26 protein-coding genes, 1 tRNA gene and 1 pseudogene are annotated in these 26014 nt (G+C 61.2%); 15 read left to right on the top strand and 13 right to left on the bottom strand.

What is annotated here, in order from left to right; all coding sequences use genetic code 11:
* Positions 1–747 (top strand): ribonuclease HI family protein, encoded by a 747-nt coding sequence (locus FH08_RS0114685; RefSeq protein ID WP_063771202.1) that lies wholly within the window; start codon positions 1–3, stop codon positions 745–747.
* Here FH08_RS0114685 and FH08_RS0114680 read toward each other — a convergent pair.
* Positions 687–1430, bottom strand: a complete 744-nt coding sequence (locus FH08_RS0114680) for an SDR family oxidoreductase (protein ID WP_031359046.1) — start codon at positions 1428–1430, stop codon at positions 687–689. The genes FH08_RS0114685 and FH08_RS0114680 overlap by 61 nt on opposite strands.
* 423 nt (positions 1431–1853) lie before the next feature.
* On the opposite strand from FH08_RS0114680, the pseudogene FH08_RS0114675 reads away from it, so the two are divergent.
* The 3 genes and pseudogenes from FH08_RS0114675 to FH08_RS51865 all read left to right on the top strand — a co-directional run.
* Positions 1854–2534, top strand: a pseudogene (locus FH08_RS0114675) (peptide MFS transporter); the annotation flags it as partial.
* Positions 2535–2761: 227 nt separating this feature from the next.
* A tRNA-Met gene (locus FH08_RS0114670) sits at positions 2762–2838 on the top strand.
* Between the two features lie 74 nt (positions 2839–2912).
* Complete coding sequence (locus tag FH08_RS51865) at positions 2913–3215, top strand: hypothetical protein (protein WP_152602831.1); 303 nt, start codon at positions 2913–2915, stop codon at positions 3213–3215.
* A 92-nt stretch (positions 3216–3307) separates the two neighbouring features.
* On the opposite strand, the gene rpsU is transcribed toward FH08_RS51865, so the two are convergent.
* The 4 genes from rpsU to FH08_RS0114650 form a co-directional block, all read right to left on the bottom strand.
* Complete coding sequence (gene rpsU / locus FH08_RS0114665; protein ID WP_031359044.1) at positions 3308–3520, bottom strand: 30S ribosomal protein S21; 213 nt, start codon at positions 3518–3520, stop codon at positions 3308–3310.
* A gap of 232 nt (positions 3521–3752) precedes the next feature.
* Positions 3753–4109, bottom strand: coding sequence for a 2Fe-2S iron-sulfur cluster-binding protein (locus tag FH08_RS0114660; protein WP_051888278.1), 357 nt, complete (start codon positions 4107–4109; stop codon positions 3753–3755).
* A 5-nt stretch (positions 4110–4114) separates the two neighbouring features.
* Positions 4115–4708, bottom strand: coding sequence for an IMPACT family protein (locus tag FH08_RS0114655; protein ID WP_031359042.1), 594 nt, complete (start codon positions 4706–4708; stop codon positions 4115–4117).
* A 128-nt stretch (positions 4709–4836) separates the two neighbouring features.
* A complete protein-coding gene (locus tag FH08_RS0114650) occupies positions 4837–5382 on the bottom strand; it encodes a GNAT family N-acetyltransferase (protein WP_031359041.1) in 546 nt (181 codons plus the stop codon).
* A gap of 461 nt (positions 5383–5843) precedes the next feature.
* On the opposite strand from FH08_RS0114650, the gene FH08_RS0114640 reads away from it, so the two are divergent.
* From FH08_RS0114640 to astE, 9 genes are all read left to right on the top strand, one after another.
* A complete protein-coding gene (locus FH08_RS0114640) occupies positions 5844–7046 on the top strand; it encodes an EAL domain-containing protein (protein ID WP_235210368.1) in 1203 nt (400 codons plus the stop codon).
* Positions 7047–7079: 33 nt separating this feature from the next.
* Positions 7080–7514, top strand: coding sequence for a hypothetical protein (locus FH08_RS0114635; protein ID WP_235210367.1), 435 nt, complete (start codon positions 7080–7082; stop codon positions 7512–7514).
* 143 nt (positions 7515–7657) lie between these two features.
* The gene (locus tag FH08_RS0114630) at positions 7658–8473 is read left to right on the top strand and encodes an ATP-binding cassette domain-containing protein (RefSeq protein ID WP_051888277.1); all 816 of its coding nucleotides are present in this window, start codon (positions 7658–7660) and stop codon (positions 8471–8473) included.
* Positions 8474–8721: 248 nt separating this feature from the next.
* A complete protein-coding gene (locus tag FH08_RS0114625; RefSeq protein ID WP_031359037.1) occupies positions 8722–9933 on the top strand; it encodes an aspartate aminotransferase family protein in 1212 nt (403 codons plus the stop codon).
* A gap of 55 nt (positions 9934–9988) precedes the next feature.
* Positions 9989–11044: an arginine/ornithine succinyltransferase subunit alpha gene (gene aruF / locus FH08_RS0114620; protein WP_031359036.1), complete on the top strand. Its 1056-nt coding sequence runs from the start codon at positions 9989–9991 to the stop codon at positions 11042–11044.
* Positions 11041–12078, top strand: coding sequence for an arginine N-succinyltransferase (gene astA / locus FH08_RS0114615; protein ID WP_031359035.1), 1038 nt, complete (start codon positions 11041–11043; stop codon positions 12076–12078). Before aruF ends, astA begins: the two co-directional genes overlap by 4 nt.
* An 11-nt stretch (positions 12079–12089) precedes the next feature.
* Positions 12090–13565, top strand: coding sequence for a succinylglutamate-semialdehyde dehydrogenase (astD, locus tag FH08_RS0114610; protein WP_031359034.1), 1476 nt, complete (start codon positions 12090–12092; stop codon positions 13563–13565).
* Between the two features lie 9 nt (positions 13566–13574).
* Positions 13575–14918: an N-succinylarginine dihydrolase gene (gene astB, locus FH08_RS0114605; RefSeq protein WP_031359033.1), complete on the top strand. Its 1344-nt coding sequence runs from the start codon at positions 13575–13577 to the stop codon at positions 14916–14918.
* Positions 14902–15936, top strand: coding sequence for a succinylglutamate desuccinylase (gene astE / locus FH08_RS0114600; protein WP_031359032.1), 1035 nt, complete (start codon positions 14902–14904; stop codon positions 15934–15936). The genes astB and astE overlap by 17 nt, the downstream gene beginning before the upstream one ends.
* On the opposite strand, the gene FH08_RS0114595 is transcribed toward astE, so the two are convergent.
* The 4 genes from FH08_RS0114595 to FH08_RS0114580 are packed head-to-tail and all read right to left on the bottom strand — an operon-like array spanning position 15931 to position 20692.
* On the bottom strand, positions 15931–16809 hold the full coding sequence (locus FH08_RS0114595) for an HlyD family secretion protein (protein ID WP_031359031.1): 879 nt from the start codon (positions 16807–16809) through the stop codon (positions 15931–15933). The two genes, astE and FH08_RS0114595, sit on opposite strands and share 6 nt — an antisense overlap.
* 28 nt (positions 16810–16837) lie before the next feature.
* A complete protein-coding gene (locus FH08_RS0114590; RefSeq protein WP_031359030.1) occupies positions 16838–17038 on the bottom strand; it encodes a DUF1656 domain-containing protein in 201 nt (66 codons plus the stop codon).
* Positions 17028–19175, bottom strand: a complete 2148-nt coding sequence (locus FH08_RS0114585) for an FUSC family protein (RefSeq protein WP_031359029.1) — start codon at positions 19173–19175, stop codon at positions 17028–17030. Before FH08_RS0114585 ends, FH08_RS0114590 begins: the two co-directional genes overlap by 11 nt.
* A 2-nt stretch (positions 19176–19177) precedes the next feature.
* Entirely contained in the window at positions 19178–20692 is a 1515-nt protein-coding gene (locus tag FH08_RS0114580) for an efflux transporter outer membrane subunit (RefSeq protein ID WP_235210366.1), read from the bottom strand.
* Positions 20693–20884: 192 nt separating this feature from the next.
* Between FH08_RS0114580 and FH08_RS0114575 the strand changes: the two genes are divergently transcribed.
* Both FH08_RS0114575 and FH08_RS52555 read left to right on the top strand, forming a co-directional pair.
* Positions 20885–21823, top strand: a complete 939-nt coding sequence (locus FH08_RS0114575) for a LysR family transcriptional regulator (RefSeq protein WP_031359027.1) — start codon at positions 20885–20887, stop codon at positions 21821–21823.
* 171 nt (positions 21824–21994) lie between these two features.
* Positions 21995–22165, top strand: coding sequence for a hypothetical protein (locus FH08_RS52555; RefSeq protein ID WP_160172471.1), 171 nt, complete (start codon positions 21995–21997; stop codon positions 22163–22165).
* Positions 22166–22407: 242 nt separating this feature from the next.
* On the opposite strand, the gene FH08_RS0114565 is transcribed toward FH08_RS52555, so the two are convergent.
* The 4 genes from FH08_RS0114565 to wrbA all read right to left on the bottom strand — a co-directional run bounded on the left by FH08_RS0114565 (position 22408) and on the right by wrbA (position 25880).
* A complete protein-coding gene (locus FH08_RS0114565; protein WP_031359026.1) occupies positions 22408–23211 on the bottom strand; it encodes a metallophosphoesterase in 804 nt (267 codons plus the stop codon).
* Positions 23212–23244: 33 nt separating this feature from the next.
* Complete coding sequence (locus FH08_RS0114560) at positions 23245–24711, bottom strand: FAD-binding oxidoreductase (RefSeq protein WP_031359025.1); 1467 nt, start codon at positions 24709–24711, stop codon at positions 23245–23247.
* A 110-nt stretch (positions 24712–24821) separates the two neighbouring features.
* Positions 24822–25274: a DUF2069 domain-containing protein gene (locus tag FH08_RS0114555; RefSeq protein ID WP_419178004.1), complete on the bottom strand. Its 453-nt coding sequence runs from the start codon at positions 25272–25274 to the stop codon at positions 24822–24824.
* Between the two features lie 3 nt (positions 25275–25277).
* Positions 25278–25880, bottom strand: a complete 603-nt coding sequence (gene wrbA / locus FH08_RS0114550) for an NAD(P)H:quinone oxidoreductase (protein ID WP_031359023.1) — start codon at positions 25878–25880, stop codon at positions 25278–25280.
* Positions 25881–26014: the final 134 nt, after the last annotated feature.

Here is a 26014-nt window from a genome sequence, read left to right as displayed (position 1 = left end):
ATGCCCAGCATGTTCGAGTTCGAAGAGCTATTCCTGATTGCCTACAAGAAGGAGCGTGCGATGAGCCGGCGGTTGTCGAAGCTCACATCGCTCTCCGCTCACGCCGCCTTGACGCAGACGCTGGAAAAATCCGCCGGTACGCAGACGCTCACGGAGCTCGTGAGCGCGCGGCGTCGGGAAAGGGCCGCGACCGAACAGTCGCGCCATCGTCGTGAGCAAGAACGTGCCGCCGAGCGCGCGGCCAGAAGAGTGCGGCCGGCTGTCCGTGATGCCGCCGCCTGGCATGCCTGGTTCGACGGCTCGGCGCATCCGAATCCTGGCAAGATTGGCATAGGCGGTGTGCTGGAGGGCCCGGACGGCGACGTTGTGAAAATCAGCGCGCGGGCCGGTCATGGCGACAGTTGCGAGGCAGAATATCTTGCGCTGATCGCGGTGCTCGAAGCCGCGGTATCACGAAAGCCGGCCCCGGCCAAGCTTGTGATTCATGGCGACAGTCAGGTCGTCATTGAAGACGTGCTTGGCGACGAAGCCGGCAGCGCGCCCGCGCTAAGCACCTACGCGGCGCAGGCGCGCGGTCTGATCGCGCAACTCGCCGATGTTCGCCTCCAGTGGATTCCCCGCGCCCGCAACACAGCCGCCGATGCGCTTTCCCAGCAAGCAGTTCGCGGCGACACTCATGCAGACGCTCACGACAAGTCGCGTACGTCCACCGCGGGCGCGTCACCGAACGTGCCACTCAACGCGTAGTCGAGCACTTTTCGTGCGGCATCGGCTGGGGTCGAAAGCTGGCCGCTGCGTTTGAGTTCATCGAATTTTTCCCGCAACGGAAACTGTTCCAGACCCGTGCCGCGAATCTCGGCTTGCATGCCGGTATCGACAACACCCGGTGCAACGCTGCAAATTCTCAACGCCCGGTTGTTATCCAGCGCGACCGCGCGCGCATGATGATCGAGCGCCGCCTTCGTCGCGCAATAGATGCTCCAGCCGGCATACGCGTTGCGTGCCGCACCGCTCGAGATATGCACAATCCGCCGATCAGCCGCCTGCGGGCTTGCGGCTGCCACTGCTGCCGACAACATCAACGGCGCGGCAACATTCAGGCTCACCGAGCGCCCGATAGCGTTCACGTCCTGCCCTTCAATTGCGCCCACTGGCTGCAGCATGCCGGCATTGTTGATCAGCAGGACCGTATGCGCGCCGTCGACAAAACGCGCGAGCGTTTCAGTCCCAAGCCATTCACCGAGCGCGACGGGATCCGCGAGATCGAGTTCGACTTCCTGCAAGAGCGCTGAAGCGGGCATGTTGCTCCGATTGTGCGATACGCCGCGTGATACCCCCAGCACGGCGATGCCGCGTGACAGCATGAGGTCGGCCAGCGCCGCACCGAGACCGCGTGTGTGGCCGGTGAGAATCGCCTTGGTAGTGTTCATGTCGATGCAACCTGAGAATGAATTGAAGACACAAAGTTAGCACGAATTTTAAAAAAGGCCGTGGGCCGGTACCGGATCGATCAATTAGATCGTTATACGAAATGATTGAAGGGTTAAAAAAGTATAAGAAACCTGTCCAATTCAAAGAACAATTGACGCTAATCAAACAATAACAGCGCGAGAGCCTTCAGCGCTTCATCCAATTTTCATTCGCCGCCTTAGTCTCAAAAAACTGAACGCTGTATGTGCAAGCATTTGACACACATTTTGGAAAAGTGTTGGGATAATCGCGACTTCCCATGTATCGGACTCCTGTATTAATGAATCGACTGCGTTTTATCCCACATCGCCTGGCTGGCGGATGGGTCGCGAACGATTCAGACGCAGAGGGCGCCGTTCAACCTCTATCGAGATTACCCACCCATGACTCCACATCCGTCCAGCGTGTCTCAGACACGCTCGTTCACGACTGTTTTCCTCATCGAGATGTGGGAGCGTTTCGGCTATTACGGCATGGCCGCATTACTCGTGCTGTTCATGATCGACAAGCTCGGTTTCGCCGATTCCCACGCGAACCTCACATGGGGCGCGTTCACCGCGCTCGTGTTCTCGGCGCCGGCAATAGGCGGCTGGATCGGCGACAAGGTGCTGGGTGCGCGGCGCACAATGATCTTCGGTGCGTGCGTTCTGGCATCGGGTTACCTGATGCTCTCCATTCCGTTCGATTCATTGGGGTACCTGTACGCGGCGCTGGGTGTGATCGTGGTCGGCAACGGTCTCTTCAAGGCGAACGCAGCGAATCTCGTGCGCCGCATTTACGAAGGCGATGACGCACGCCTCGACAGCGCGTTCACCATCTACTACATGTCAGTCAATATCGGCTCGACCATTTCGATGCTCGCAACGCCGTGGATCAAGGATCACTGGGGCTGGCACGTAGCCTTCGCCGTGTGTTTTGCGGGCATGGTGCTGGGCTTGATCAACTTCATGGTGATGCGGAGGTCGGTCGGGCGCATTGGCTCCGCTCCCGACGACGAACCCATGAAGTGGAGCCGCTTTGTTGCGGTCGCGGTGGGCGGTGTGGCGTTGGGTATCGCGACAGTATTGGCTGGCTCGCGGCAGGCGGGGCCGCCGTGGCAATCATTCTGCTGCCGCTGTTGAACCGCTTGTCGCGGGAACATCGGCGCTGTGTGGAAGCGGTACGTCGCGGGGCCGATCCGTACCCTCAGGCGAAGCCTGCATCGCTGCAATAAAATCAACGCATTCACAGTCGATATCATTATTCTTCGATTCGGTTTGACCTGACATACCCTTAGCGCTATAATCTTTTTCGCGGGGTGGAGCAGTCTGGCAGCTCGTCGGGCTCATAACCCGAAGGTCGTAGGTTCAAATCCTACCCCCGCAACCAGAGATTCAACGCATAAAGCCCGGACTATCCGGGCTTTATGCGTTTACGGTCGTGCATGGTTGGAAAGTGCGTCGATGAATAATGTTCAAGCGCAAAAAGCCTGCACGATATTAAATCGTGCAGGCTTTCGAACTCTGGATGCGTGCGCCAAGGCCGATACAGTTATCGACCCCTTGAGACTGATCAACAGTTCAACGGAAGAAGCGCGGCTAAGCGTAGCGCGCGTTTTATATTTCCGCGCGATCTATTCATGCGGCCGAGCCGTCATGATCGATTCAGCAAGTGCGCTTGGACGGTACTCAAAGCGGGTGCTCAATGTAGCTGCGGCCTTAGCTTCGCCCGGGTTCGCCTCGATGGGCGAAGTAAGTCATGATTGATTTGCGGATCGAGCCACAAATTGACCGCCGGGCCAGGGCGCTTCGATCGAACTGAGTCGACCGGCAAGCCGCCGTTCAGACGTACAACAACATCAATAGAATTTCTTGGGCAACTGTGCGCGACGGATCTGCTTGCGCAGGCGAGCAACAGCAGCAGCTTTCTTGCGCTTGCGCTCGGTGGTCGGCTTTTCAAAAGCCATACGCGACTTCAGTTCCTGAATCAGGCCGGTACGTTCGACGGTGCGGCGAAAACGGCGCATGGCGACGTCGAAAGGCTCGTTCTCTTTCAACAATACTTTTGTCATTGATATCTCAGTTGGTCTGGCCCTGCCAGAAAATTGGGAAAAACGCAATTGTACACTTTTCGACGCCTTAATTACAGGCCGGTGAACAATCGGACGGCCTATGGGACGCACTTCGCGGCTTGGGAATGCCATCGTATGTCTTTGATAAAAGACAACAATCCCGACATACCCGAGTGGTGGCTGACGGTTATCGGCCATTTCCGCGCAGTCGTGCTGAGCCCGATTCGAGTGCTCAAAATCCCCGGCCGCGAGCCCGTTTTGTTTCGGCGATATTGGCGGGATCTGGCATTTCCAGAAAATCCACCTGATCGATAATCAAATCGGACGTGGGCAGCGCCACGCACGGCAGAATCCAGCCCGTGGCTTTTTCGTCCGCACTCAGACCCGGCCAGTCGATCCGGTACTGCAGGGTGCCATCAACAAGACGGCACAGGCACGAGCGGCACGTACCGTTGCGGCATGAACTCGACAGGCGCAAGCCGGCAAGCGCGGCTGCTTCCAGGATCGTGGTCTGCCCGGTTGACGCGAAGCTCCGCTGCGAGGGCAGCAGTGTGATCGTAAAAGAGCGTGGATGGTCGGCGGTGCTCATGGTGTTCAGGGCGCTTTGGTAATGACCGCGCGACCGTGGGTCAGGTCCCGGATAACGTCGGCGGCTTGGTCGCGCACCGAAAGCGGCATCCGGATCGACAGGCATACGGTCATGCCGTAGCCGGGTTCATCGAGCGCATGGCCTTCTTGTTCAATCCAGCGCCGCACCCGCGCTTCATCGGCGTAATCCACTTCCACTTGCAGCACGCCGAGCGCCACGCGTTCTATGCGTTCGGCCAGTTGCATCGCAGTTGCAATGGAGTCGGTGTACGCGCGGACCAGGCCGCCCGCGCCGAGCTTGATGCCGCCGTAGTAGCGCACGACGGCGGCCAGCACGCCATCCACTTCGTGATGGCGCAGCACTTCCAGGATCGGTCGTCCGGCTGTGCCGGAAGGCTCGCCATCGTCGGACATGCCGGATTCACCGCCCGCCAGCAGCGCCCAGCAGACATGCGTGGCGCCGGGATGCAGGGCACGCAGCGCATTGAGTTCGAGCATCGCGGCTGCGCGATCGGCGACAGGAATCGCGAGCGCGATAAAGCGGCTTTTGCGGATGTCGATTTCTGCACTGACGGCGGTGGCGAGGGTGTAAGTGGGCAACTAAAGCTCAGGGTGTTGTGAAAGAAGACACTGGCGACGAAAGGGTCGCGATGCTATGCAATGGTATGGCGAATGCGTTGCCGCTGCGAACTATCCGGAGATGAATCGCGTGAGCCGGTTCGCGTGGCTTATTTCTGCGGAATCAACGCCTTTTCCTCGCCGAGGGAGCGTTGCATGAGCACGGTATCGACCCATTGGCCGTGTTTGTAGCCCACCTTGCGCAGCACGCCGACATGCTCGAATCCAAGGCGCGCATGCAACGCGATCGACCCGGCGTTGCCGCTGTTGCCTATCACCGCTACGAGTTCGCGCCACGGCCCCGCGTCGCAACGTTCGATCAGCGCCGTCAGCAGCGCGAGACCGAGGCCACGCCCACTGAAGCCATCGGCGATATAAACCGAATCCTCAATCGTGTGCCGATACGCCGATCTCGGCCGATACGCGGTCGCATACGTGTACCCCACGACCACGCCATCCATTTCAGCCACGAGATAAGGCAAGCCCGCACCGGTGATTGTTGCGTGCCGCGCGCGCATCTCGTCGACAGCCGGCGGCGTTTCCTCGAAGGTCGCGAGAGCGTGCAGCACGTAGTGGGCGTAAATGCGGGTAATCGTTTCGAGATCGGCGGCGTTCGCATCGCGGATCGTGAGCGCGCCGGCGTCAGGCAATGCCATCGAGTACCTCCGTGGTTTGGGTGTTGATCGTTTTGATCGTGTTGATCGTGTTGATCGGCCGGTGAGAAAGGTCATCATCCGGAGCGCCGATTTTCTCACGACTATCGGACTCATCCGCCAATTACCAGACGTCTGCGCACACGTGCCGGAAAAGCATCGAGCCGGCGTGCGCCAGCCCACCAAAGCAGGCATTTCGTGGACGGCAAAGCATTGAAGCCCGGCGTACCCGGCCGCTAAACTGGGCCGTTTGCAGGGACGATGCAAGGAAACAGGGATACGGTTGTCAGCCAAGTGGACACGACTAGCGGCGTGAACAACCGGACCATGACAAACGACGCTAACGGCGCGGGCCGCGAGCCTTGACCCAATCGGCCACGACACACATGTCATCAGGTGCCTCATTAAAAACCATTATGCAGCGCGCATCCGGCGCAAAGGCGTCGCACCATGAAAAGCGCACGATGATCACGTTCAGACACAGCGGGCGCGTGGCGTTCCTGGCTAGCATCGTGCTGATCGCGGCGTTGCTGCCGGGGGTGTTGTGCGTCCTGTTTGCGCCGGGCGTGAATGAACGTGTCGCCGCAGCGCGGGAAGCTGCGGTGCTCGAGCGCTATGTCGTGCGCATGGTCGACACCGGCGCAATCCGGCTGATGGCCAACACCTCGGTGGCCACACCTTCCCGGCTGTTCGCCCATTTTCCGACACCCACGTTCGCCGCGACGGCGATGCCTCCGAACCCCGACACGGCGCGTCGTGGTTTCGACTCGTCAAACGCAGCGAGCGCATCCGACGCGACTTTCACCGAACGCCTGCGTGCGCTGCCCTGGACCTGGCTGTTCGCGGGCGTCGCGAGCGGCCTGACGCTCTCCGCGTGGCTCGGCCTGTCGATGGTGCGCCGTCTTTCGCCACTCGGGCAGCTCAGCGACGCCGTGCGCCGGCATCAGTTCATCGTGGCGTATCAGCCGATCGTCGATCTCACTACGCGGCGCTGCATTGGTGCTGAAGCGCTCGTGCGCTGGAAGCACCAGAATCGCATTGTGCGGCCCGATCACTTCATTCCGCTCGCCGAACATCGTGGGCTGATCCAGGCCATCACCGACCAGGTATTCGATACGATCCTGCTCGAGCTCGGCGAGTTCCTGCAGCGCTACAGGGAACTCTACGTGTCGATCAACCTGAGCGCGCCGGACCTGACTTCGCGCCGGTTCCTGGAGCGGCTGACGCCCGCGATTGCGGCTGCGAAGATCGCACCGCAGCAGATCCGGATCGAGGCGACCGAGCGCTGTTTTCTCGACGCCGACGCCGCCAAGGAAGTCATCCAGGCGTTTCGCGATGCAGGACATCCGGTGTATATCGACGACTTCGGGACGGGTTATTCGAGCCTCTCGCACCTGCAGAATTTTCAGGTGGACGCGCTGAAGATCGACAAGTCTTTCGTCGATACGGTCGACCAGGACGCGGCGTCCAGCAGCGTGGCGTCGCACATTATCGACATGGCGCTGACGCTGCATGTACAGGTGGTCGCCGAGGGTATCGAGCGCGAGGAGCAGGCGTGTTACCTGCGCACGCGCGGCGCCCAATTCGGGCAAGGCTGGCTTTTTTCCGCGCCGCTGACCGCGCCGGATTTTATTCGCTATGTAGGGCGTGGCCTGGCGACGGTGTAGGCTTGGCTCATTTTCCACTTCGGGGCAATGACCATGACCATCATCAGGATGACCGACCCGGTCGCGACCACGTTTCTCAAGGACGTGCGCCATCCGCTGCTGGCGCTGCACCGTAGCATCCTCGACGAATTACGTACCCGCCACGAAGCCGAATTCGGCGCGGTGTCGCCCGGTGAGTTCCTGCAGATCGTGATCAACGGCAGCGCTTACAAATGGCTGGGCCCACTCTCAACGCTGATTGCTGCACTTGATGACGTGCTGGACGACGCTGACGCCACGCCGGACGGCCGTATCGACATGGCGCACGCGGTGACGGGCATGTTCGGCGCGAAGGATCGCAACGCCGCTTTCGACGCCCAATACCTGCCGATGCTGCAAACCAGCCCCGAGATCGCGATGGCCAATGGCCGCGTCGCGCAGCAAGCGCGGGCGGTGATGCCGGCTCCCGCGTCGGATGCAAAGGACTGAGCGTTTGGCCGTCAGCCGCGCGAGGGCGTTTGTCCCTATGCCTGTCCACCGGCGGCTTTCGGTAGAATCCGCAGCCATGATCGACATAGGGCGGGGTGTCAGACCCGACAGGCCCGCCAGACCCATCTTCCGGGGAGAATGCGTTGGACTCATCCGCACAAAATGCTGCATCGGCCGCCGCGCAAAACGCCGCGGTCAAACTCGTCGCCCGCGATATCCACAAGCGTTTCGGCGAGAACGAGGTGCTCAAGGGCGTTTCGCTCGCAGCCAACGCCGGCGATGTGATCAGCATCATCGGCTCGAGCGGCTCGGGCAAAAGTACTTTCCTGCGCTGCATCAACTTCCTCGAACGGCCGAACGCGGGCGAGATCATCGTCGACGGTGAGCCGGTGCGCACGAAAACCGATCGCATGGGCAATCTCGAAGTCGCCGACCACAAGCAGTTGCAGCGCGTGCGCACGAAGCTCGCGATGGTGTTCCAGCATTTCAACTTGTGGGCGCACATGACGTCGATTGAAAACGTCATGGAAGCGCCCATGCATGTGCTGGGGTTATCGAAGAAAGAAGCGAGCGAACGGGCGCGGGAATGCCTGGAGAAGGTTGGGCTGGCGCCCAAGGTCGAGAAGCAGTATCCGTCGCATTTGTCGGGCGGCCAGCAGCAGCGGGTGGCCATTGCACGCGCGCTCGCCATGCATCCCGATGTGATGCTCTTCGATGAACCCACGTCCGCGCTCGATCCCGAACTGGTGGGCGAAGTGCTCAAGGTCATGCAGAAGCTGGCTGAAGAAGGCCGCACGATGATCGTTGTCACGCATGAGATGGGCTTTGCGCGGAATGTATCGAATCATGTGATGTTTCTGCACCAGGGCCGCACGGAAGAAGAGGGCGCGCCGGCTGAGGTGTTGAGCACGCCCAGGAGCGAACGGCTGAAGCAATTTTTGTCCGGCAGCCTTAAGTAGGGCTGGACTTATTAGTGCTGGCTCTGAGAGCCTGGCGGGGCGATCGGGTTGATCGCTCCGCGTCCGATTTTCACCGACAGGCCACGCGCCTATGTCTTTCGGCTGACTTACAAGCGTCAATCCCCTCGAATACCATGAAACCTTGTCGCGTTCCCGCAAGACGCGCGGCCCGCGCACGCCTACCATCTGATAACAATGTGTGAGCTGGAACATAAGCTGGAATACCCGAACAAGCATAGGAGCGGTTCATGACGGATCTCAATGTAACGCGCGGTACGTTCGACGAAGTGATGGTGCCTCTTTTCTCCCCGGCGAATTTCGTGCCGGATCGCGGACTCGGTTCCCGCGTATGGGATACGGAAGGTCGTGACTATGTCGATTTCGCCGGTGGTATCGCGGTGACGGCGTTGGGCCACGCGCATCCCGAACTGCTGAAAGTGCTCCACGATCAAGGCCAGAAACTCTGGCATATCGGTAATGGCTACACCAACGAACCGGTGCTGCGGCTCGCGACTCGCCTCACGAACCTGACTTTCGCCGACCGCGCGTTCTTCGCGAATTCCGGTGCAGAAGCGAACGAAGCCGCGCTGAAACTCGCGCGCCGCTACGCTATCGACAACACCGGTCCGCAGAAAGTCGAAATCATCTCGTTCACGCAGTCGTTCCATGGCCGGACGCTGTTCACCGTCAGCGTGGGCGGCCAGCCGAAATACGCCGAAGGTTTCGGCCCGACGCCGCAAGGCATCACGCATCTTCCCTATAACGATCTGGCCGCCGCCCGTGCCGCGATCGGCCCGCAAACCTGTGCGGTGATCGTCGAGCCGGTGCAGGGCGAAGGCGGTGTGCTGCCCGCCGATCCCGCGTTCCTCCAGGGTCTGCGCGAGGCTTGCGACCAGCACGGCGCACTGCTGATTTTTGACGAGGTACAAACGGGCGTGGGCCGCACCGGCACGTTTTACGCGTACATGGGCTACGGCGTGACGCCGGACATCCTGACGACCGCCAAGGCGCTCGGCAATGGTTTCCCGATCGGCGCAATGCTGACCACGGACAAGATCGCGGCGCATTTCAAGGTCGGTGTGCACGGGACGACGTACGGCGGCAATCCGCTCGGCGCGGCTATTGCGGACAAGGTGGTTGAACTGATCAGCGACCCTGCCGTGCTCGAAGGCGTGCAGCAACGCAGCGAGGCGATCAAGGCGCATCTGAAGCGCATCGACGAGCGTTTCTCCGTGTTCAAGGAAATTCGCGGCAAGGGACTGCTGATCGGCGCCGAACTCGCCGACGCGTACAAGGACCGCGCCAAGGACGTGCTCAACGCTGCCGCGGAACAAGGCGTGATCATGCTGATCGCGGGGCCGAACGTGCTGCGTTTCGCGCCGTCGCTGATCATGCCCATGGCCGATCTCGACGAGGGCTTCGCGCGCATCGAAAAGGCCATCGCCAACGTGGCTCAGTGAACCTGCGGGCTTCGGTCCGGGCTTCGGTCTATTCTCTCAACCAACGGAACCGCCGATGTTAATCGTCCGCCCCGCAAGACTCGCGGATCTCGACGCGCTCGAACGGATGGCGAATGCCGCGCATCCGGTGCTGCATTCGTTACCGCGCGACCGCAGTGTCCTGGAAACGCGCGTTGCGCTTTCCGAAGATTCGTTTCGCGCGGAAGTCGAGTTTCCGGGCGAGGAGTTTTATCTGTTCGTGCTCGAGGAAACAGCGACCGGCGCGTTGCTTGGCAGTTCGAGCATCGTGGCATCGGCGGGCTATTCGGAACCGTTCTACGCGTTCCGTAATGACGCGCTGATCCACGCCTCGCGCGAACTCAAGGTGAACCGCAAGATTCACGCGCTCACCATGTCGCATGAACTCACCGGCAAGAGCCGCCTGACGGGTTTCTATATCGACCCATCGGTGCGCGAAGCCACGCACGATGCTGCCGCGCATCTGCTTTCTCGCGCTCGCATGATGTACGTGGCCGCGCACCGCAAGCGTTTCTCCGACGACGTCTTCTCGCTAATGCTTGGCGTCACCGATGAAGCGGGTGTATCGCCGTTCTGGGAAGCGGTCGGGCGCAAGTTCTTCGGCCGCGATTTCGAGCAGGTCGAACTGGAGTCCGGTGGCCGCAGCCGGACGTTTATCGCGGAAGTGATGCCGAGTTATCCGCTTTACGTGCCGCTGTTGCCGCCCGAGGCGCAGCGCGTGCTGGGCGAGCCGGACGACGGTGCGTTGCTCGCGTATGACATCCACCTTGAGGAAGGTTTCGAGCCGGATCGTTTCGTCGATATCTTCGATGCCGGCCCGGTTCTGACCGTCGCGGTGGAGCGCAGTGCGTCCGTGTTGGCGAACGAAGTTCGCACCGTGCGAATGGCTCAGGATGACACGGGCACGTCAGGCACGCCTTACCTGATCGCAGCCGGCGGTGCGCACGCGTTTCGATGCGCTTTGGTCAACCTGCCGTCCTCGCGTGCGACCGGTGCGCCGCTGTCGGCGGAACTGTGCAAGGTTCTAAGCGTGAAAGATTCCGATACGGTGCGTTGCGTGCCGCTTCATCAGGCTTCGGGAGAATTGCAATGATTGTTGTCCGCTGCGTGCAGCCTGGAGATGTCGACGCGCTCGTCGCGCTCGCGCACGAGACCGGACCGGGACTCACCACCTTCAAGCCAGACCGCGATGCGCTGACAGCGCGGGTTGAACGCGCCCGACGAACGCTCGCCGATGAGGCTGAAGCCTTCGAAGCAGGGTATCTGTTCGCGATGGAAGACACTGCTACCGGCGATATTGCGGGCGTGTGCGGTATTGAAACGGAAGTCGGGCTGGAGCAGCCGTTTTATAACTACCGTGTATCGACGGTCGTGCATGCCAGCCGCGACCTGGGCGTGTGGACCAAGATGTCGCTGCTCAACATTTCGCACGATCTCACCGGTTACGCGGAAGTCTGCTCGCTCTTTTTAAGTCCGCGATACCGCACGGCCGGCGTGGGTGGTTTGCTGTCGCGTTCGCGCTTCATGTTTATCGCGCAATTCCGCGAGCGCTTTCCGGAGCGCCTGTGCGCTGAACTGCGCGGCCATTTCGATGAAAGCGGCGCGTCGCCATTCTGGCAGGCGGTTGGATCGCACTTCTACCAGATCGATTTCAATGCCGCCGACTATCTCAGCTCGCACGGCAAGAAGTCGTTCCTCGCCGAGTTGATGCCGCGCTATCCGGTCTATCTCGCGATGCTGCCCGAAGACGCGCAAGCGGCGGTCGGGTTGACGCATCGGGACACCATGCCCGCACGCAAGATGCTCGAAACGGAAGGGCTGCGCTATGAAAATCACGTCGATATCTTCGATGCAGGTCCCGTCCTCGAATGTCACGTAGCCGACTTGCGCACGGTGCGCGAGAGCGTGCTGGTGACGGTGCGCATTGGTGAGCGTGCAGAGCACGGCGAGGCTCGCAGCCTGGTATCGAATACATCGCTTGACGACTTCCGCTGCGGCGCGACGTTCGGCGTGCCCGAGGACGGCACCTTCCTGCTGACACCGGAAGAGGCCGCCGCGCTGCGCGTGCAAGCCGGCGATACGGTGCGTGTGCTGGCATCGCAACCACGTGCGAAGAACGTAAGTTAAGGACAAGGAACATGACAAAGATTTCGACTCAATTATTTATCGATGGCACGTGGACCGAGGGTACCGGCGCACCGTTTGCATCGCGTAACCCGGGCAATGGCGACGTGGTGTGGGAAGGCGCGAGCGCAGCGGCTCAGGACGTTGAGCACGCCGTCCTTTCAGCACGACGCGCGTTCGCTTCGTGGTCCGCGTTGACGCTGGACGAGCGCATCGCGATCACGCGGCGTTTCGCGGCGCTCGTGACCGAGAACAAGGAAGCGCTGGCTCACACCATCGGTCTCGAGACCGGTAAGCCGTTGTGGGAAGCGCGGACCGAAGTCGCGACGATGGCCGCCAAAGTCGATATCTCCGTCAAGTCGTATAACGAACGTACCGGCGAGAAGCGCCAGGAAATGGCTGATGGCATAGCAGTACTTCGGCATCGTCCGCACGGTGTCGTGGCCGTGTTCGGGCCGTATAACTTCCCAGGCCATTTGCCGAATGGGCATATTGTCCCGGCGTTGATCGCGGGGAATACGGTGGTGTTCAAACCATCGGAATTCGCGCCCGGCGTGGCGGCAATGACGGTGGACTTGTGGGCGCAGGCCGGCTTGCCCGCAGGCGTATTGAATCTGCTGCAAGGCGAGAAGGACACCGGCATTGCGCTGGCGAATCATCGGCAGATCGACGGTTTGTTCTTCACCGGCAGTTCGGATACCGGCACGTTGCTGCATCGGCAATTCGGCGGCCGTCCGGAGATCGTGCTCGCACTGGAAATGGGCGGCAACAATCCGCTGGTGGTGGCTGATGTCGAAGACATCGATGCCGCCGTGCATCACACGATCCAGTCGGCTTACCTTTCTGCCGGGCAGCGTTGCACGTGCGCACGCCGGTTGTTCGTTCCCGATAACGCATTCGGCGAGCGGTTCACCGCGCGCTTGATCGACGTGACATCGAAGATTCAAACGGGCACCTTCGATGCCGACCCGCAACCGTTCATGGGCGCGGTGATCTCGGCGCGCGCAGCCGCGAAGCTCGTGCAGGCGCAGGCGCAGTTGATCGAAGCGGGCGGCAAGCCCTTGCTTGAAATGACGCAACGTTCCGCGCAGCTCGGCTTTGTGACGCCGGCGATCATCGACGTGACGAATGCGCGCAACGTCCCCGACGAAGAACACTTCGGCCCGATGCTGCAACTCACGCGCTACGCGACCTTCGATCAGGCGATCGAGCGCGCCAACGACACCGCGTTTGGTTTATCCGCCGGCCTGTTAGCTGACGACCAAGCCGCGTGGACCCAATTCCAGCGCACCATTCGCGCCGGCATTGTGAACTGGAACCGGCCGACCAACGGCGCGTCATCGGCGGCGCCGTTCGGTGGTATCGGCCGCTCCGGCAACCAGCGTCCGAGCGCGTTTTACGCAGCGGACTACTGCTCGTATCCTATGGCATCCGTCGAAAGCACCCAGTTGCAAATGCCCGCGAGCGTCTCGCCCGGCCTTCAGTTCTGAGGAACCACGATGCAAGCATTCGAAGCGAACTTCGACGGGCTGGTCGGCCCGACGCACAACTACGCGGGGCTGTCGTTCGGCAATGTCGCGTCGCGCAACAACGAGAAATCGGCCGCCAATCCGAAGGCCGCGGCGAAGCAGGGTCTGCGCAAGATGAAGCAGTTGGCCGACCTTGGATTTCACCAAGGCGTGCTGCCGCCGCTGGAGCGGCCGTCGCTCAAGTTGCTGCGTAGCCTTGGTTTCACCGGTGATGACGCTGCAGTAGTCGAACGTGCTGCGCGAGAAGCGCCCGAATTGCTGGCCGCTGCGAGCTCCGCCTCGGCGATGTGGACCGCGAACGCTGCGACGGTGAGTCCATCGGCGGATACGAACGATGGCCGCGTGCATTTCACACCGGCCAATCTCAGCACGAAGTTGCATCGTGCGATCGAGCATGAAGAAACGCGTCGTTCGCTCTCGGCCATTTTCGCCGATGAGAAGCATTTCAAGATTCATCACGCGTTGCCCGGCACACCCGCATTGGGCGATGAAGGCGCAGCCAATCACACGCGTTTTTGTAACGAGTATGGCAAGAAGGGCGTGGAGTTTTTCGTCTACGGACGCAGCGAATACGGTCAGGGTTCGGCAGAACCGAAGCGCTTTCCTGCACGCCAAACGCTGGAAGCAAGCCGTGCGGTCGCACGCCTTCATGGTCTTTCCGACGATGCCACTGTCTTCGCGCAACAGCTTCCTGATGTGATCGATGCAGGCGTGTTTCATAACGACGTGATCGCCGTGGGTAACCGCAACACGCTGTTTTGCCACCAGCGCGCGTTCCTGAATCAGGCCGGCGTGTACGACCAGCTTCGCGCGAAACTTGAAACGCATGGCGGCGCGTTCACCGCTATCGAAGTGCCCGAAGAAGAAGTCAGCGTGGCCGATGCTGTCTCGTCGTATCTGTTCAACAGCCAGTTGCTGACACGCCCCGACGGCCGGCAGGTGCTGGTCGTGCCGCAGGAGTGCAGGGAAAATGCGCGTGTCGCCAAGTACCTCGATTCGTTGCATACACGGTCCACGTCCATTGACGAGGTCCTCGTCTTCGATCTTCGCGAAAGCATGAAGAACGGCGGTGGTCCTGCGTGCTTGCGGCTGCGCGTAGTGCTCAACGATGCGGAGCGTGGCGTAGTCAACCCCGGCGTCTGGATGAACGACACGTTGTTCGCGCAACTCGATGCCTGGATCGACACGCACTATCGCGACCGCATTGCATCCGGCGATCTCGCCGATCTGAAACTCCTCGATGAATCGCGCGCGGCACTTGACGCGCTGACCGGGATTCTCAAGCTTGGTGCCATCTATGACTTCCAGCGTTGAGCCGGCCATGTTCGCGAACTTTCTCGACTTTGTGCTCGATGGAAAGAAGCCCGCACTGACTGAAGGCCGGTTGCCGGGCGGCGTGAAGTGGACATGGCTCGGCGACGGCATCGTTCGATTCGAACCTGAGGGCGAGGTGCTGCAAAGCGTGGTGGCATCGGCGGGGATACACGGCGATGAAACCGCGCCGATCGAAATGCTTTCGATGCTCGTCGCGGATATCGCAAGCGGCAAGGCGGCGCTGAAGAGCCGCCTGTTGGTTATCTTTGGCAATATCGACGCGATGCGAGCGTCTTGTCGTTATCGTGACGACGATTTGAACCGGCTGTTCAACGGCCGCTATCTTGAGCTTGCGGCAAGTCATGAATCGCCGCGTGCGGCGGAACTGGAGAACGTGACGCGGGCGTTTTTCGCGGAAGCCGATGCCGACTTAACTCACGCGAAGTGGCACATCGACATGCACACGGCCATCCGTCCATCCGTGTTCGAACAGTTCGCGCTGCTGCCGTACACGGGCGCGCCGCTGTCGCGCGTGATGTTCGACTGGTTGCAGGACGCGGGGTTGTCGGCGGTATTGCTGCACAAGGAGAAGTCGAACACGTTCACACATTTCACGGCAGAGCAATCGGGCGCGCTCGCGTGCACGCTCGAGCTTGGCAAGGTGCGGGCCTTCGGGCACAACGATCTGTCGCGCTTCGCCGCATCGGACGCTGCATTGCGACGGCTGATCGGCGGCCTTGCGCCAATAGCGCCGTCCGACGACGCTACGCTAAAGATATTCACCGTCGTGGGACAAATCGATAAACAGAGCGAGCAGTTCCAGCTCCACGTAGCCGGTGATGTCGCGAACTTCACGCCGTTCGCGCGCGGCACGGTGCTCGCCGAGGATGACGATTACACGTATGAGGTGCTTCGCGACGAGGAGCGCATCGTGTTTCCGAATCCGACGGTGAAGCCGGGCTTGAGGGCGGGGCTCATGGTCATCGATACGACTCAGGAAACGTTCGACTCTCTATAAGCTGCTTGGCTTGCCGGTAGGCTCGACGACCACCGTGCAGGTCGTTCCGGCTGCGAGCACGATATCCGCCGGCACCTCGTCGATATGAATGCGCACCGGCACCCGCTGCGCGAGCCGGACCCAGTTGAACGTGGGGTTAACATCGGCGAGCAGTTCGCGGCTTTGCGGATTGTCGCGGTCATAGATGCCACGCGAAATGCTCTGCACGTGGCCCTTCAACACGCCGCCGCTCATCAGCCGCATCTCGGCCTTATCGCCAATACGCACACGTGGCAGCTTCGTTTCCTCGAAGTATCCATAGACCCAGAACGAGTGGCTATCGACGATAGCGAGCTTCGCTGCGCCCGTCGTCGCGTAGTCACCGCGATGCACGTTCAGGTTCGTCACGTAGCCGTCGACCGGTGCAAACACCTTGGTACGCGCCAGGTTGAGCTCGGCGGCATCGAGCGCTGCCTGCGCCTGCTGCAAGTTCGCGGCGGCGCCGGAAGCGGCCTGGCTCGCGTTATCGCGCGATTCCTTCGACACCACCTCGTTGTCCAGATCGGCGCGGCGCGCGGCATCGTCGCGACGCATGCGTAAATCCGCCTGGCGCGCGGCGACAGTGGCCTGTGCCTGTTCCACGGCGATCTGGTAATGCGACGGGTCGATTTCCATCAGCAGATCGCCTTTGTGCACGAACTGGTTATCGGCGACCGGCATGGTCACAACGGCGCCGGAGACATCGGGCGCGACGTTGATGACGTCGGCGCGCACGCGGCCGTCGCGGGTCCACGGCTGGTCCATGTAATGCACCCACAGCACGCGCCCGATCAAGATGGCCGCGCAGAAGATGAGCGCGGTCATGAAGATGCCGAAAATTTTCCTGATGATCATGATGCTGTTCTAGTCCTTCAACAATATTTCAGCGATAGACCGCAAGCCCGAGCAGGCCGCAGCTACACACGAGCAGACATGCGCGAAAGAGCGACGGATGCCACACCACGCGATACAAACCCGTCAGCGCGAGCAGCCGGTCGATGAACCAGGTCAGCAAGCCGCCCGCGATAAACAGCAGCAGGATCGTCGGCACGTAGGCATCGAGAATGGCGATATCACGCGGCATGAGGCGCTCCTTCGGGTGCGATTTCGCGCTGGCTGAGATGACCCAACGGCGATTGTGGATCAAGCAAAGCCGTACGAATGAAATGCAGATGGCTCGACATGCGTTGCAGCCGATGGCGTTCCTCGCGAGGCTCGTGCACGGGGTCGAGCCGCGCTCGCAGATCGTCGATGGCCTGCGTGGTCGCCGACAACGCGGCATCGAAACGCTGAGGGGCAGGGTGATCGAAGAGGTGCGCAACCTGATGCAGCGCATGCGTGATTGAGCCTGAGCCGTTATCCGAGCGGCTCAGCTCGGTACGCAGATCGATCACCGCGTGGCCCACTTCAAGTACCGCGAACAGCCAGCGCAAGGCCTCGCGCTGCAGATCTTCCTGACCGGCCGCGAGCGCATCGATCTGCGAAAGCAGGTCGCGCGTACCGCTTTCAAATCGCATTGCGAGACCGGTCAGGCGGCCTTTGCTCGCCGTCACCACTTGGCGCCGCAGTTCACGCAGCAGCAGACGGCGCAGCCACGGCGCGTCGGTGGGCAGCAACACCGCAAAGGCCATCGAACAAACGAGCATGGAAGCGACCAGCGCGATGGCGTCGTTGATGAAGGCTGACGGGTCGTACTGAATGACGTTGTCGGGACCGGCGAGAAAGCAGAAGAAGATGCAGTAACCGACGCCAACGCCCATCATGCCGGGCCGCGTGCTGATGAACAGGCCAAGCATCAGGAACGGCAGCAGCGCGGCCGAGAGCAGCAGAAAACCATCGATATGCGGATACAGCCCAAACACCACAATCATGCCCGCGACGGCCGCGAGCGCGGTGCCAGCGGCCATCTGGAAAGCCATTTGCGTGGGCCGTGGCGACGACGAGGCCAGTGCAATCACCGCCGCCGCGTCGAGCACGGCCGTGCCGCCGCTCGGCCACGCCGACATGATCCAGAAACCGCTCAGGACCAGGATCACGACAAACGCTCGCAGTCCGGAGGCGCCCGCCGCGAGCAGGCTGGTCTTCGGCACATAACGCGTGATGCGGTGCTCGCGTTCGTGCGTGGGCACGGCCAGCGACGCATAGGTCAGCGTGTAGGCATGCAGGTCATCCACGAATCGATACAGCAGTTCGGCCGCGGTATCGAATTCGAGGAGGTCGATCGACGGATCAAGCGCGCGCCGCGTTGCCTGGATGCGCTTGGGTAGTGCGGCTTTGAAGGTGTCGAGTTGCGCCGCTGCGTGGGCGGCATCGGCGGCTTTCTCCACCGGCGCGCCCGCTGCGCTCAGCAAGGGCGCGACTTCGCGGAAATAAGGTTCCAGCGCGTCGACCGTCGCCGCTGCGCCGTTGACGCGCAGCCGGTTCATCAACTGATGCAGCGCGTGAAGGCGCGTGGATACGCTCATGAACTCGCCGTTCAGCCGCGCGACCCGGCCGCTGCGCATGCGGGTGTCGGGATCTTCGAACACCGCGACACTGCGCGCGGCCTCGAGCCCGACTATGTCCGCGACGAACGATGAGTTGATGTGCTCGATCTGCGAGCGTTCGATACCCCCGCCCAAGGCCTTCGACACGTAGTCGACAAACGCGGTGAAACGCTTTCGCACTGTCGACCGGACTTGCTCGCCGGCGTGCCGGGGGAAAAAAAGCGCGCTGACCGCGCCCGAACACAGGATGCCTAACGATACTTCGGCTACACGCGTCATCGCAGTCAGGAAGGCCGCGTCTGCATGCTGCGCGGCCGGTATGCCAATAAGCGCGGCCGTATAACCCGACAACACGAAGCCGTACGAGCGGAAATTGCGGTTACGTGCCGCGCCCGCCGTGCAGATGCCAACCCAGAGCGCGGTCGCCGACAAGAACATAACCGGTTGTTGTGAGAACAGGCTGATCAGCATGAGCATCACCACGAGGCCGACGAGCGTCCCGCACAAACGATAGAAGCTTTTCGCCAGCACCATGCCGCTCTGCGGCTGCATCACGACAAAGACTGTCGTCATCGCGGTGCGAGGTTGCGGCAGGTCGAGACGCATCGCGATCCATAGCGCGAGGAACGCCGCCAGCGCCGCCTTGAAGATGTGAATCCACGCGAGGCCGTCGGTAGCTGCCCAGTCTGCAAGCAGCGGATGAGGACGGTTCAACGTGGAGGAGGGCGTCGACATGCTCACTCGCTCCGGTCGCTAGCCGATGCGTCCTTGTGCTCCGCGAACGGGCCGATATGCTTCGCGGGTTTCATCTGCGTGTCGGCGGGGCTGTCGCTGGAACTATCGATGCCGCCGCCCAACGCCGCCGAGAACGTCGCATACACCGCGAGCCGTTCAGCGCGCACGCGCGCATCGCCGTCCTGCGCGCGCAGCAATTGCGTCTGCGCGACGAGCACGTTCAGGTAATCGGTCAAGCCGCGCTTATACCCCTCGTCGGCCAGCCGATAACTCTTCTGCGCAGCTGCAACCGAGCGGCCTGACGCGTCGAGTTGCCGATCGAGCGACTGGATCCGCACGACCTGATCGGCGACATCGCGCAACGCCGTAACCAGCGTGGCGTTGTAGTGATCGACGGCCTGGTCGTATTGCGCCGATGCTGCTCCAAGTTGCGAGCGCAACCGGCCGCCTTCGAAGATCGGCAGCATTACGGCGGGTCCCGCGGTCCAGCCGCTGCCGTTGCCGGTGAGGAACGTCAGCAGCGCGCCGCCCGCGGACATTTGTGTAAGCGACGCCATCAGGTTGATGTTGGGATAAAACTGCGCCTTCGCGACATCGATACCGCGCGCCTGCGCTGCAACCGTCCAGCGCGCCGCCACGACATCCGGACGACGCCCGATCAACTCGGCGGGCAAAGCGGACGGCAAGCCGAGCGGCGTTGCCAGTGACAACACGGGGCGCGTGATCGAATCACCTGCGCCCGGCCCCGCGCCGGCAAGCGCTGCAAGCTGATTACGTGAGAGCGCGATGGCTTCGTCGTAGGTTTCCAACTGACGCTCGTAGTCCGGCAACGACGCTTCCGCCTGCGCGACTTCAAGCTGTGTGCCAATGCCGCCCTGCAGCCGCCGCCGCGCCCGCGCCGCGATTTTCTGCTGTTGGTCGAGCGTGGATTGAGCGATGTCGCGCAACGCAAATCCCTGCGATAAACCGATGTACGCGCGCACCACGTTTGCTTCGAGTTCGAGTTGCGCGGCGCGGGCATCGGCGGCGCGAGCGTGGGTGGCGTCCAGCGCGCGTTCCGCTGCGTTGCCGTCGCGGCCCCAGAGGTCGAGGTTGTACGACAGTTGCAGCGCGGCCGTGTTGTCCCACGTGTTGACGTTGTTGAAGGTGCCGGGGCCGTAATAGCCGTTTTCCGGCCACTGCTGGCGGTTGATCGCCATCGATCCATCGACTTGAGGCGCGAGGGCGGCTTGCGCCACGCCCGCCATTGAACGGGCTTCGCGTACGCGTGCGGCGGCCAGCGCCAGCGTCGGATTTCCGGCTTGCGCACGCGCAACCCACGCATCGAGCTGCGGATCGTTGTAGGCGCGCCACCATGTTGATGCCGGCCACGCCGCGTCGGCGTTAGCCGCGCGCAGAGTCGCGCCGGCGTCGAGCGAAGACGTGTCCTTGAGCGTGTCTTCGGGACCGACGTTTTTAGTGCTCGCGCAGCCTGCTATTGTTAAAATAAATGTAAGAACCATCGGAACGATGGTCATTCTGGTCATGCGGTCTAACAAAATTATTTCTCAAAGTGGATTGAGACACAGACCAGAATTATATTTTTGCCTTGATTGCCGAGTAACCGGTAAAAATGCAAAGCATTGTTACGCGTTATGAGGTAATCATCGTTGTCCATCACGTAACAATGCGGCGACAACGCGGTATCACTCGAACGAGACTCAAGGCTCATGGATACGCTTCAAAACATGCGCGTGTTTTCGCGGGTTGTTGACGCCGGCAGCTTTACGGCCGCGGCTCTGCAACTGAACACGACTACGGCCTATGCATCGCGCGCCGTCTCCGATCTCGAAGCGCATTTACGCACTCGCTTGCTCAACCGAACCACGCGCCGGATCGCGTTGACGGAAGCCGGCGAGCGTTATCTGCAGCGCTGCGAGCAAATCCTGGCTTATGTGGATCAGGCGGAAGCGGAAGCCGGCGACGCGCACGCGCGCCCGGCCGGCAAGCTCAAGATGCACGCCATGGCGGGTATCGGCCAGCATTACGTCGTGCCGATGATTTCGCGTTACCAAAAGCTGCATTCATCGGTGCAGATCGACCTGACGCTTGCGCAGCGCGTACCCGACCTGTTGGATGAGGGTTTTGACGTGTCCATTGTGCTTGGCACTGAGCTGCCTGATTCAGGACTGGTTTCCCAACGACTGGGAAGTATGTTCAGCATTGCGTGCGCGTCGCCAGGCTATATTCAGGAATACGGCGTACCGCATGTCCTGTCCGATCTGGTGCGGCATACATGCTTGCAACTCATCACGCCCGCGTTTCCTCCGAACAAATGGACTTTTGACGGACCGAACGGGCAGGAAACAATCAGTCTCGGAACAGCGACCTTCTCGGTGAATGTGGCTGAAGCCATGGCCGTGGCAATCAGCGAAGGCATGGGCGTCGGGATATTGCCCACTTCGTCAGCGTTGCCTGCATTGCGCGCAGGGACATTGGTGCGTGTTTTGCCGCAATACACCATGCAAATGCTCAACGTGTTTGCGCTCTATCCGTCGCGTCAGTATCTGGATGCGAAAATCCGGACGTGGGTGGAGTATTTGCGCGCTGAATTGCCTGCCGCACTCGCCGCCGACGAAAAATCGCTGCAGGAATTTGTGGCGTCGTAAGCTTATGAGCAGCAGAATGGGGATAAGGCGGTTAAAGTGCTTTCATCGGTCTTTTCATTGCCGCGATGCAACACTTGCTTACGACTATTTCGGCCGCATCTTGATAACTTGTAGTTCGTCTTTTGGCTTCACCGATTCACTTTTACCGATTTGACAACATCCGAGGAAGTTATGAATACGCCGCTGATGATCGCCATCTATGCACTGCTGGCTCTGATCGCCGTGCCCGCCACCCGTGAACTGCTGCGTACGGCCCGCGAGAACGCGAAACGCGCGCGCCTGATCCCGATCCGTATTAACGAACGCAAGAACCGTCAATCGCGCGATTCATCGGATCGCTGAGAAAAAAAGACCGATTTATCGGTCTTTTTGTTTTTGAAGTTGGCGCAGTGACGTTTAACCCTGCGCCGGGTAGAGCGTATTTGGTGCCTGGAATTTCTCGCCCGGAAACCGGTGTTTTTGCCCATAACGCTGACCGGCCGGGCGCTTGCGTCATGTCCGGTTAGTGCTCTTTCCAGCTGCACGCTCCTGTAGCGTATCCACACCGAAAACGCATTTTTTCGCGATTCATTGCGCTTGGCCGCTCAGATCTCAACCACCTTGTCCCATTTGAACAACGGATTTTCAGGCGCACCCGTGCGCCGGTCGCGATACCCGCGCGGATTACAGATCACGCGCGTTCCCTCTGCTACGTAGTCGAATGCGGTATGCGTGTGGCCATGAACCCACAGCGCAACCGGTGCGCGCACGAGCGAGGGCAGATCGCTCACAAAACCCGCCGATGCCCGGTCCGTTGCGAACTTCTCCGCCAAACTTTGCTTGAGCGGCGCGTGATGGGTAACCACAATCGTCTTGCCGTCGAAGGGTTTTGCCAATTCACCTTCCAGCCACGCCCGAGCCTGCTCGTGCAGCGCCACTGAGTCGCTGGGGCTAAACGGGCGTGGCTCGTCTTCGGGCTCCGGCCATGCAACCTGGATCACGCCCCGGAAGTCGAGCATCACACGCTCGGCCGCTGCCACGGATTCGCCCATCGCCTCAGCGCTTGCTCCGAACAGCGCGAAATCCGTCCATAACGTGGTGCCGAGCACGCGCCATTTGCCGTATCGGTCGGTGAGGGCGGTGTTGTTCAGGAAATGCACATTGGGCAAGCTGCGCCCCGCGTCCAGCATGGCGCTTTCGAGTGCACCGAATTCGCCGTCGTAATACTCGTGATTGCCCGGCACATAAACAACCGGTACCTGCGAACCGAAGTTTTCCGCCGCCCAGCGCAGACCCTCCGCATGATTGTGGATGTCGCCGGCCAGCACGACGAGATCGGCCTCAGCGTAGGGAATGGCAAGCGGTTCATCGTGCTCGAGATGCAGGTCGGACAGAACGCGAATCTTCACAGCGCTTATCTCCTCAATACTGTTACTTACACCTTACGATGACGCGCTTGGCGCAACCTGCGCACGCACGTCAGGCAAGACCTTGGCCGGATTCATCAGGTTCTCGGGGTCCAGCGCTGTCTTGAGCGCACGCATGAGCCTTATTTCCACCGGTGACTTGTAGTGCATTGCGTCGGCCACCTTCAATTGCCCCAACCCGTGCTCCGCGCTGATGCTGCCGCGATGCGCGTGCACGCTTTCATACACTAGCGCATTGACCGGCGCCTGGAATTCGGCGAGAAAGCTTTCGGGATCGACTCCTTCCGGCGCCTGCACGTTGTAGTGCAAATTACCGTCGCCAAGATGGCCGAAGGTCACCATGCGCACGCCGGGAATGGCCTGGGCGATGAGCGCGTCGGTTGCCTCGATGAAATGCCCGATGCGGGAAATAGGCACCGCGATATCGTGCTTGATATTGAGTCCTTCCGCAGCCTGCGCGAGCGGAATATGTTCGCGCAAGTTCCAGAACGCCTTCGACTGCGACAAATTCTCCGCTACGACGGCGTCCTCAACCAGGCCTTGCTCAATGGCATGTTCCATCAGCCGTTCGAACAGCGCGCGGGCGTGCTCCTCGCTCTCGCTATCCGACAGTTCAAGCAACACGGTCTGGCCATGTTTCTTACTGAACGGATAACGCATCTGCGGGAAATGCGTGGTCACGAGATGAAGCGAAAAATCCGACATCAGTTCGAAGCCGGTCAGCAACGGGCCTGCATAACGCTGCGCAGTGGCAAGGAAATCGAGCGCGGTCTGCGGTGAGGCCAGCGCCGCAAGCGCCGTTACGCGCGCGACAGGCGCCGGATGCAGTTTCATCACCGCGGCAGTGATGATGCCGAGCGTCCCTTCCGCTCCGATATACAGGTCGCGCAGATCGTAGCCGGTGTTGTCTTTGCGCAGCCCGCGCAAACCGTCCCAGATCTCACCTTGTGGCGTCACCACTTCAAGCCCGAGGCACAGTTCGCGCGTATTGCCGTAGCGCAGAACGGCGGTGCCCCCGGCGTTAGTTGAAAGATTGCCACCGATCGTGCAACTGCCCTCGGCGGCGAGGCTCAGCGCAAAGAGCCGCTGTTCCTGCTCGGCGCGTGCCTGGATATCGGCGAGGATCACGCCGGCTTCCACCGTGATGGTGTTGTTCAGCGGATCGACGTCGCGAATCCGGTTCAGCCTGCGCAAGCTGATCACCACCTGCGTGCCGCTGGCGTCTGGCGTTGCCCCGCCGGAATGGCCGGTGTTGCCGCCTTGCGGCACGACAGGGAACCGGAATTCCCGCGCGAGCTGCACAACTTTAGCGACCTGTTCGGTGGTGCCGGGAAGGACCACGGCGCATGTCTGACCGTGATAGCGCTTGCGCCAGTCCGTGAGAAACGGCGCGGTGTCGTGGGCGTCGGTCAGCACATGGGCGGCGCCGATTGCCTCGGCGCAGGCTTCAGCAAAGTAACGTGAACGGTCGGATGCGGTCATGGGTTTGGGTAGCAGTGGCGTGGACGACAGTTGACACAGTATCGCGTAACGTCGGGCCGGGCGAACCCTGGCCTAATGGCATAGGTCTCGTTCACGCGAACTGTTCCATGCTACAAATGATTGCCGTTGGGTGTTGAGTCTGGCGCTGAGGCTGTTGCAGCGCTCGCAGCCTTCGTTCGCTTCGCGGCGCGTGCAGCGCGTTTGAACGGTGCAAGAAAGCCAAGCGCGCAAACGAAGAATACAAGGGCAAGCAGTGCTTCGAGCCAGCCAAGGCGTGCTGATAATCCGCCGTCGGTCATGCCGCGCACAATGCCTTCGGCAAAGTACAGCAGCACGAGCATTGACGCCCATTGCAGCGTGTACACGTCGCGACGGAACGTGCCGCGCAGCGCGAACAGCAGCGGGATTGCCTTGAGCGCTAGAGCGGATCCGCCCGGGCGCAATGGCGCGAGCCAAAGCTCCCACGCGATCGACAACGCAATCAGCCCAATCAGGCTGAACAGCGCGCCGCGTGCAAAGCCAGGGTGGGTACCGGCTGCGTCCATAACGGGCGAAGTGGTCATCAGTCAGGCGCCGCGTTGAAGTGTGAGCGCTGTAGTGGCCAGACGCACGCCGAGCGCCATGGCCAACACTTTCTCGTCGGCGGAGATACCGCTGTCGGCCGTTTCAGCGCGGGCGAAATGGGACGCGCCATAAGGTGTGCCACCGGTTTGCGTCGTGGTCAGCTTGGGCTCGGTGTACGGAATGCCCACGATCAGCATGCCGTGGTGAAGCAAGGGCAGCATCATGGAAAGCAGGGTAGTTTCCTGCCCGCCATGCAAGCTGCCCGTGGAGGTAAAGACGCTGGCGGGTTTGCCTGCGAGCGCGCCGGATAACCATTGAGGCGAGGTGCCATCGAGGAAATATTTCAGCGAGGCCGCCATGTTGCCGAACCGCGTGGGTGACCCGAGCGCGAGCCCGGCGCATTCTTCCAGGTCGCGCACTTCGGCGTAGGGCGGGCCGTCGGCGGGAATATCCGGCTGCGTGGCTTCGCAAACGGCAGAGACAGGCGGCACGGTTCGCACGCGCGCCTGCATGCCGGGCACGCTGTCGACCCCTTGAGCGATCGCCTGGGCGAGTTCGCGGGTGGCGCCGTTGCGGCTGTAATAGAGCACGAGAATGTCGTTCATGAGCCTTTTCGGTGAACGGGTATTATAAGGATCGGGTGCGTGGGCGTGGCGATTGGCGTGGCGTTTTGGCGTGATTCAACCCGCCGTTCAAGCCGCGTCGCGGATCTGTTGTAGTGTTTTAAGGAGAGAGATTC

Source organism: Caballeronia sordidicola (assembly GCF_000729995.1).
GTDB lineage: Bacteria > Pseudomonadota > Gammaproteobacteria > Burkholderiales > Burkholderiaceae > Caballeronia > Caballeronia sordidicola_A.
Note: the sequence above shows the minus strand (reverse complement) of the source record. Positions and strands in the feature narration are given on the sequence as shown.

What these genes read in the sequence shown, in the direction of transcription:
- astB (WP_031359033.1), top strand. Translation starts at nt 13,575, where the DNA reads ATGCAAGCATTCGAAGCGAACTTCGACGGGCTGGTCGGCCCGACGCAC.
- rpsU (WP_031359044.1), bottom strand. Translation starts at nt 3,520, where the DNA reads ATGACAAAAGTATTGTTGAAAGAGAACGAGCCTTTCGACGTCGCCATG.
- FH08_RS0114595 (WP_031359031.1), bottom strand. Translation starts at nt 16,809, where the DNA reads ATGATCATCAGGAAAATTTTCGGCATCTTCATGACCGCGCTCATCTTC.
- astA (WP_031359035.1), top strand. Translation starts at nt 11,041, where the DNA reads ATGATTGTTGTCCGCTGCGTGCAGCCTGGAGATGTCGACGCGCTCGTC.
- FH08_RS0114560 (WP_031359025.1), bottom strand. Translation starts at nt 24,711, where the DNA reads ATGACCGCATCCGACCGTTCACGTTACTTTGCTGAAGCCTGCGCCGAG.
- FH08_RS0114660 (WP_051888278.1), bottom strand. Translation starts at nt 4,109, where the DNA reads ATGAGCACCGCCGACCATCCACGCTCTTTTACGATCACACTGCTGCCC.
- FH08_RS0114555 (WP_419178004.1), bottom strand. Translation starts at nt 25,274, where the DNA reads ATGACCACTTCGCCCGTTATGGACGCAGCCGGTACCCACCCTGGCTTT.
- astD (WP_031359034.1), top strand. Translation starts at nt 12,090, where the DNA reads ATGACAAAGATTTCGACTCAATTATTTATCGATGGCACGTGGACCGAG.
- FH08_RS0114590 (WP_031359030.1), bottom strand. Translation starts at nt 17,038, where the DNA reads ATGCCGCGTGATATCGCCATTCTCGATGCCTACGTGCCGACGATCCTG.
- FH08_RS0114640 (WP_235210368.1), top strand. Translation starts at nt 5,844, where the DNA reads ATGATCACGTTCAGACACAGCGGGCGCGTGGCGTTCCTGGCTAGCATC.
- FH08_RS0114575 (WP_031359027.1), top strand. Translation starts at nt 20,885, where the DNA reads ATGGATACGCTTCAAAACATGCGCGTGTTTTCGCGGGTTGTTGACGCC.
- FH08_RS0114585 (WP_031359029.1), bottom strand. Translation starts at nt 19,175, where the DNA reads ATGTCGACGCCCTCCTCCACGTTGAACCGTCCTCATCCGCTGCTTGCA.
- FH08_RS0114580 (WP_235210366.1), bottom strand. Translation starts at nt 20,692, where the DNA reads ATGACCATCGTTCCGATGGTTCTTACATTTATTTTAACAATAGCAGGC.
- aruF (WP_031359036.1), top strand. Translation starts at nt 9,989, where the DNA reads ATGTTAATCGTCCGCCCCGCAAGACTCGCGGATCTCGACGCGCTCGAA.
- FH08_RS0114635 (WP_235210367.1), top strand. Translation starts at nt 7,080, where the DNA reads ATGACCATCATCAGGATGACCGACCCGGTCGCGACCACGTTTCTCAAG.
- FH08_RS0114685 (WP_063771202.1), top strand. Translation starts at nt 1, where the DNA reads ATGCCCAGCATGTTCGAGTTCGAAGAGCTATTCCTGATTGCCTACAAG.
- FH08_RS0114650 (WP_031359041.1), bottom strand. Translation starts at nt 5,382, where the DNA reads ATGGCATTGCCTGACGCCGGCGCGCTCACGATCCGCGATGCGAACGCC.
- FH08_RS51865 (WP_152602831.1), top strand. Translation starts at nt 2,913, where the DNA reads ATGAATAATGTTCAAGCGCAAAAAGCCTGCACGATATTAAATCGTGCA.
- wrbA (WP_031359023.1), bottom strand. Translation starts at nt 25,880, where the DNA reads ATGAACGACATTCTCGTGCTCTATTACAGCCGCAACGGCGCCACCCGC.
- astE (WP_031359032.1), top strand. Translation starts at nt 14,902, where the DNA reads ATGACTTCCAGCGTTGAGCCGGCCATGTTCGCGAACTTTCTCGACTTT.
- FH08_RS0114680 (WP_031359046.1), bottom strand. Translation starts at nt 1,430, where the DNA reads ATGAACACTACCAAGGCGATTCTCACCGGCCACACACGCGGTCTCGGT.
- FH08_RS52555 (WP_160172471.1), top strand. Translation starts at nt 21,995, where the DNA reads ATGAATACGCCGCTGATGATCGCCATCTATGCACTGCTGGCTCTGATC.
- FH08_RS0114625 (WP_031359037.1), top strand. Translation starts at nt 8,722, where the DNA reads ATGACGGATCTCAATGTAACGCGCGGTACGTTCGACGAAGTGATGGTG.